Origin of the sequence: Micromonospora sp. B11E3 (assembly GCF_039871625.1) — a bacterium.
Lineage (GTDB): Bacteria > Actinomycetota > Actinomycetes > Mycobacteriales > Micromonosporaceae > Micromonospora.
On the sequence record NZ_JBDPMC010000157.1, the window covers coordinates 1 to 5,132 of the forward strand.

General features: G+C 68.8%; 4 protein-coding genes. All 4 read right to left on the reverse strand.

Annotation, left to right across the window (positions count from 1 at the left end; translation table 11 throughout):
* Positions 1-970: 970 nt before the first annotated feature.
* The 4 genes from ABGB16_RS33020 to ABGB16_RS33035 all read right to left on the reverse strand — a co-directional run bounded on the left by ABGB16_RS33020 (position 971) and on the right by ABGB16_RS33035 (position 4,843).
* Entirely contained in the window at positions 971-2,437 is a 1,467-nt protein-coding gene (locus tag ABGB16_RS33020) for a cell wall anchor protein (protein WP_347671981.1), read from the reverse strand.
* A gap of 97 nt (positions 2,438-2,534) precedes the next feature.
* Entirely contained in the window at positions 2,535-2,837 is a 303-nt protein-coding gene (locus ABGB16_RS33025) for a hypothetical protein (protein WP_347671982.1), read from the reverse strand.
* Between the two features lie 81 nt (positions 2,838-2,918).
* On the reverse strand, positions 2,919-3,461 hold the full coding sequence (locus tag ABGB16_RS33030) for a GNAT family N-acetyltransferase (protein WP_347671983.1): 543 nt from the start codon (positions 3,459-3,461) through the stop codon (positions 2,919-2,921).
* 590 nt (positions 3,462-4,051) lie between these two features.
* Entirely contained in the window at positions 4,052-4,843 is a 792-nt protein-coding gene (locus ABGB16_RS33035) for a hypothetical protein (RefSeq protein WP_347671984.1), read from the reverse strand.
* Between the last annotated feature and the right edge of the window lie 289 nt (positions 4,844-5,132).

Below are 5,132 nucleotides of genomic sequence, written 5' to 3' on the forward strand. Positions count from 1 at the left end.
CCACGCGACGGGTCCGCTGGCAGCAACGGCGCCAGCAGCGCCCACTCGTCATCGGTCAGTTCATGCCGTCGCGACACGCCAATCTATCTACCGGATCCGCCCTCGAAGATCCACAAGACACGCCCTAGCCTGGGTGGACCCGCGTTGCCCGGGACAGACGCGGATCGGCACGATGCGGTCGTGGGGCCGACCTGCTCACCCAGCCCAACGCCGCCCGACGCGCGGTCGGAGAGCCCTCCTCGAAACAGCGCGCCGTCGTCGGCTACGGCAACGTCCATGGCTCGCCTCCCGATGTCAACACCGACGATCTTGTGACACCCGAATGCGGCGGCGTATCCCTGTCGGCGGGCGGGCATCCTGGATGAGGCAGTGACGCGTGTCGCGGACCGGTTCGTGCGGACGGAGCCGCGGGCGGTGGCGCGGTTCGTGGCAGGACTGCTGTCGGGCGTGGAACGCCGGCGCAGCCGGTCGTGTGGAGAACAGTCAGGTCGTTCGGCCACCACGATCCGTCGTCGTCGAGCAACTGCTGCTCGGTGGGATCGCCCGGATGGTCGTGTCGAGTGAATTCGCCTCCGGGTGTCCGCCCAGCTCAAACAGATCGCTGTGGACGCCCGCGACCGCCTCGTCGGCCTGGTTTGGACGACATCAGCGTGAACGGCTGCATCACCCAGGCCCCGGCGGCGGTGACTGCGCGGCGGGCGTTGTGTTCTTGGCCCTCGGCTCGGGTGCGGTCATCGTAGGAACTACGGATGGGGGGCGGCCGGTCATCGCGCACCGTCGGGACTGGCCGGCACCTACCCCGGTGCCGGCCAGTCCCGACGTGGCCTCCGCCGCCCACCACAGGCGGCTCAAGGAACAGTTGGTCCGCGCGGAGGTTCACCTCTCCAGTTGTCGGTGGGGGCGCTCGCTCCCAAGGCGAGGATCCGCAACCACCACCGGCCACCTGGCGAACGTGGTGGACACGCACTGACTAGCGCCCGTCCGTCGACGCCCTTCTGCGGCGAACGAAGATGACCAGGGCCGCCCCGAAGGCGACCATCAGGACCCCGATGAGGCCGATCCGGGCGGTCATCGCACCTGTCGTCGGCAGCTTCTCGCAGGTGCCCGGGTCCTCATACTCACCGATCAGCTTGTAGTCGTAGCCGGGAAACACCACGCTGACGACGCGCTTTCGTCCGGCGGCGAAGACGACCGTCTCCGATCCCCCGTCGGAGGCCGTGACCTTCCTGTCCTGCGTTCCATAGCTGGCGACCGCCTCCATCGGCGGCATCCCCTGACCCGGATGGGTGATGGTCACCTTCAGCTCGGTGCAGGTCGACTCGGTGGACATCGTGGGCAGCCCGCAGGTCGACGGCCGCGACCAGAGATAACGAGCCACTTCCTTGCCCCGCTCGGCTACGACGATCGGGCCCGTGCCCGCCGGCAGCTGCAACTTCACCGACTTTCCCGCGGGCACCTCGACGGCACGGTCCACACCGGTCGCGGTGACCCGGAACTTCACCGGATAGTGGCCGCCGCTGAGATGGACGGTGACCGACCCGTCGCAGGCCGGCACGAAGGTGGCCTTCGGCTGTGCGCAGGACACGGCACCGCCGTTGTAGGCGCCGAGCGGGCCGGCGGAGCGGTTGCCGGGCTTGCCCTTGCTGCCCAGCTTCTTGTCGCCGTAGCGCTTGCCCTTCGCCACCATCGGCGTGATCAGCTCGTTCTTGCCGCCCCAGACGAGGTCGACTTGGGTGTAGCACTTCGGCACGTCGACCTTCAGCTCGACCTTACGGTGCTTGGCGTCGATCGCTGCGACGTGGTGGTCGTGCGCGTATTGCGGCCAACTCGCCTTGGCGCTCGGCGCGAAGTAGGAGACAAGGAGGAACTCCTGCTTCTGATCCTTGCACAGGGGCAGGTCACCGGCGAGCTCGATCGTCGCCCGGCCCTTCGCACCGTCGAACGTATGTTTGTATGTGGCCTGTGCCATGCCGACGCATTGCGGTGTCTCCCTGCACGTCCCCCTGAGGCCTACGGCGGTGCCGGAGTCGGTGCTGGAGATGCCGGTGCGGTCGCCGTTGCGCTCGAACCAGGTCGCCGACACCGTCAGGGTGGCACTCGTCGTCGTGCCCGGCACCCGCTGCACACCGGTTACGACACCTTTCGGACCGTTGCCGTCGGTCTCGGCGCTGATCGCGCTGCCCACCTTGATGCCGTCGATCGGCTGCTGCGGTCGCGCGACGAGCTTGGTGATCTGAGCGTATCTGTTCTCCCAACTGCCGTTGTTTACCTGCCAGGTGATCTCATAGCTGCCGTCCGGCTGGCACACCGCGGCCCCGCTGACCCGGGTGTGATGCGCTGCAGCGGGGCTCGCCGCCACCAGCGCCGCGAGCATGCCGAGCAGCATGCCGCCCGCCAGGGCGAGCAGCCTTCGAAGGGATCTGTTCACGTCAGTCACTCCACTGATGGAAGGGATTGTTTCGGGGTCCGGCATCTCGGCGCGCCGCCGCGCCCCTTCGCGTCCCTGTGTGCACGTACCGCAGGCCGTGCATGGATCAATCCGTGGCGAAGTTGATATGAAAGGTTTCTGTCGATGATCGGCGGCGCGGTCCACGGCCGCGGAGCACCGCCAGCCGGGCATAGCCCCAGTCACCGCAGTCGGCAACCGTCCGCAGCGCCCACCGCATGCGCTCTGCGGCTTCTTCCGGATGCTCACCGAACTCGTACGCGACCTCGGATACGCGGCCGGAGACCCGGCGGTGCACGAGTTCGCCGGCGATCGCCCGGCGCACCTGCTGGCGATCGGGATGCTGCGACGGCTGTAGCGCCGACGCGAACAGAGCTTCGGCGAGCAGCACGGTCCGGTACCTCAGCATTGCGCTATCTCCTCGCCGCCGGCCACGTACCGCGATCCGCCGTGACCCCACCGAACCGTCCCGTCACGGCAGATCGCGGCCGAGGATGGCGAACGCACGCGGATCGCCGGGACAGCGCAGCCCGCGGCGCACGTCACGGAATCCCATCCGCCGATACAGCCGCCACGCCCGCGACCGCGCCTCGGCCGTCTCCGCCGTCGACAGCACTGCCGTCCGCGTCCCGGCCGATGACAGCATGCCGCGTAGCATTGCCTCACCCAGCCCTCTGCCCTGGCAGGCCGGGCGGACCTGTAGCTCGGTTACGGTGCAGGCGTCGTCGAGCCACCGCCTGCGATCGGCGACGACCGGCATCGCACCGGCCGCCCAGTCCCGCCACCGCTGGCCAGGCCGACACAGATAGCCGTAGCCGAACCCGACGATGTCGGCCAGCGGCCCCAGAATGGCCACCGCTCGGAACCCGGGCATGGTCAGGTGCTCGACCAGCTGCCGACGGCTGCCTTCCCGCATCGCCGGGCCATAGCCTGTCGCCTCGGCAAGGACATCGATCGCCTCGTCCGCCCGGGTGGCGAGCTGCTCGGGCGTCCACGCGACCAGGAAGTCCCTCATCGCATCCGGCACCGGTACCTCCAACAGGTCGGGCAGTGGCGGCTGACCGTCGACTGGGTGAAGGCCATGGGGCGGCTGCCGCACGCCTCGCGAATCAGCGACAGAATCTGCCGGCCATGCCTGCTGTCGGTGAACCGGAACGCGCCACGGCTTCGTGATCTGGAGTGCCCTCATACTCCCAACACGGCCAGGCCCCGGTCCGTGGGTCAGTTCATTTCAGTCCCGAGACCTACGTCCCGTGATTCGCGTCGATATGGTCGGCTCGCGGGAGTGAAACCGCAGGTCAAAGAGGTCAACATCGGCACCGGCGACCGGTTCGTGATCTGCATCAACCCCGGAGCGCCCAACGCGACGCCGCCTGCGTGAAACGGCTGACCCCAACTCGCCGACAAGATTGGCGGCTCGGACAAGCTCAACCCGACCAGACACGCCGAGCTACGCGAGGTGATCTCCACCAAACCCGGCCTGCACCGCTACCTGCAAACCACGCCTGGCGGGCTGCTACGCATCGGCGCCACCGCGATCAACCTCTGTGCTGGATCAGCCGTTCCATGACGGAGCGCCGGAACGATCATCTTGTCACGAAACCATCATTCATCAGCGGCTACGAGCGTGATGTAGCCGGTGGAGTACACGCTTGTCGCCGCGTTCGGTCCGAGCGTGACGCGTCCCGCCGGCACCTTCTTGGCGAACACGACGAAGTGGCGCTGGTCCTTGTCGTTGGTCGGGATGATCATGTCAGTGCGCTTGAAGCCCTGCTGCTTCAGCCACGCCGGCCACCAGTTGTCCACCTCTGGTGCTCCGCGTCTGTCGAAGGCGGCGTACACGGTGGCGTCGCGTGCGACATCGAAGACCAGGTAGTCCGCCGGGGAGGTCAGTCGCTTGTCGTCGCTGGCGCCGGGGATCAGCACTGCTCCGGTGAGCGGGTCGGGAAGGCCGGTGAAGACGGGCGGCCGGTCGACGAAATGCTTGGTACCTACTTCCGCGGTGCGGACCGTAGACAGCTTCGACGGTTTCTGTATCTGGACGTCCTCCAGTTCGAGCATCGGCCGACCGCTCGGGGTGTTGATTTCGGGCGTTGCGCTGGGCGCCTGCGGCCGGTCGCCCGGGATGTCGGCCCCGGACGTCGCGCTGGACACCTCGGGCCGGTCGCTCGGGGCGTCGGTCCCGAACACGAGCGCTACGCCCAGCAGGCCGATGACCGCGACCAGCGCGACGACGACGCGCGCGTTCGCGAGCCGTGACCACCGCCGCCGCGCCGGGGGCGGCACGGCCGCCGGGCGGGGGTCTCCGGCAGGGCCGCTGACCGGCTGTGTCGGCTTGGCCGGCGGCTGCGCCCGTTGCTTCGCGCCGCGCTTCGCCTTGGGGGCCGGCGCGCCCATGGCTGCGGCTGCGGCTGGGGCTGCGGCTGGGGCTGGGGCTGCGGCTGGGGCTGCTGCGGCGGCGGGCGCGCCGCTGTCATGTTTGGTCGCCGTGGGTGGAGCGCTGGTGCGGACTGTCGTGGTGGTCGGCGTGTCGGGTGCGGGTCGTCGGGGTGCTGGGACGCCGCGTGCGGTGTGGGTGTCGGAGCTGAGCATGGCGGCGCCGAGTGCGACGGCGTGTTTCGGGTGGGTGTTGGTCATGATCGGTCGCCGTAGTGTGTCGCGTAGTAGCTGGGTGACCAGGGGGATC

Coding starts and splice junctions, on each gene's coding strand:
- ABGB16_RS33030 (WP_347671983.1), bottom strand. CDS start 3,461: ATGAGGGACTTCCTGGTCGCGTGGACGCCCGAGCAGCTCGCCACCCGG.
- ABGB16_RS33035 (WP_347671984.1), bottom strand. CDS start 4,843: ATGGGCGCGCCGGCCCCCAAGGCGAAGCGCGGCGCGAAGCAACGGGCG.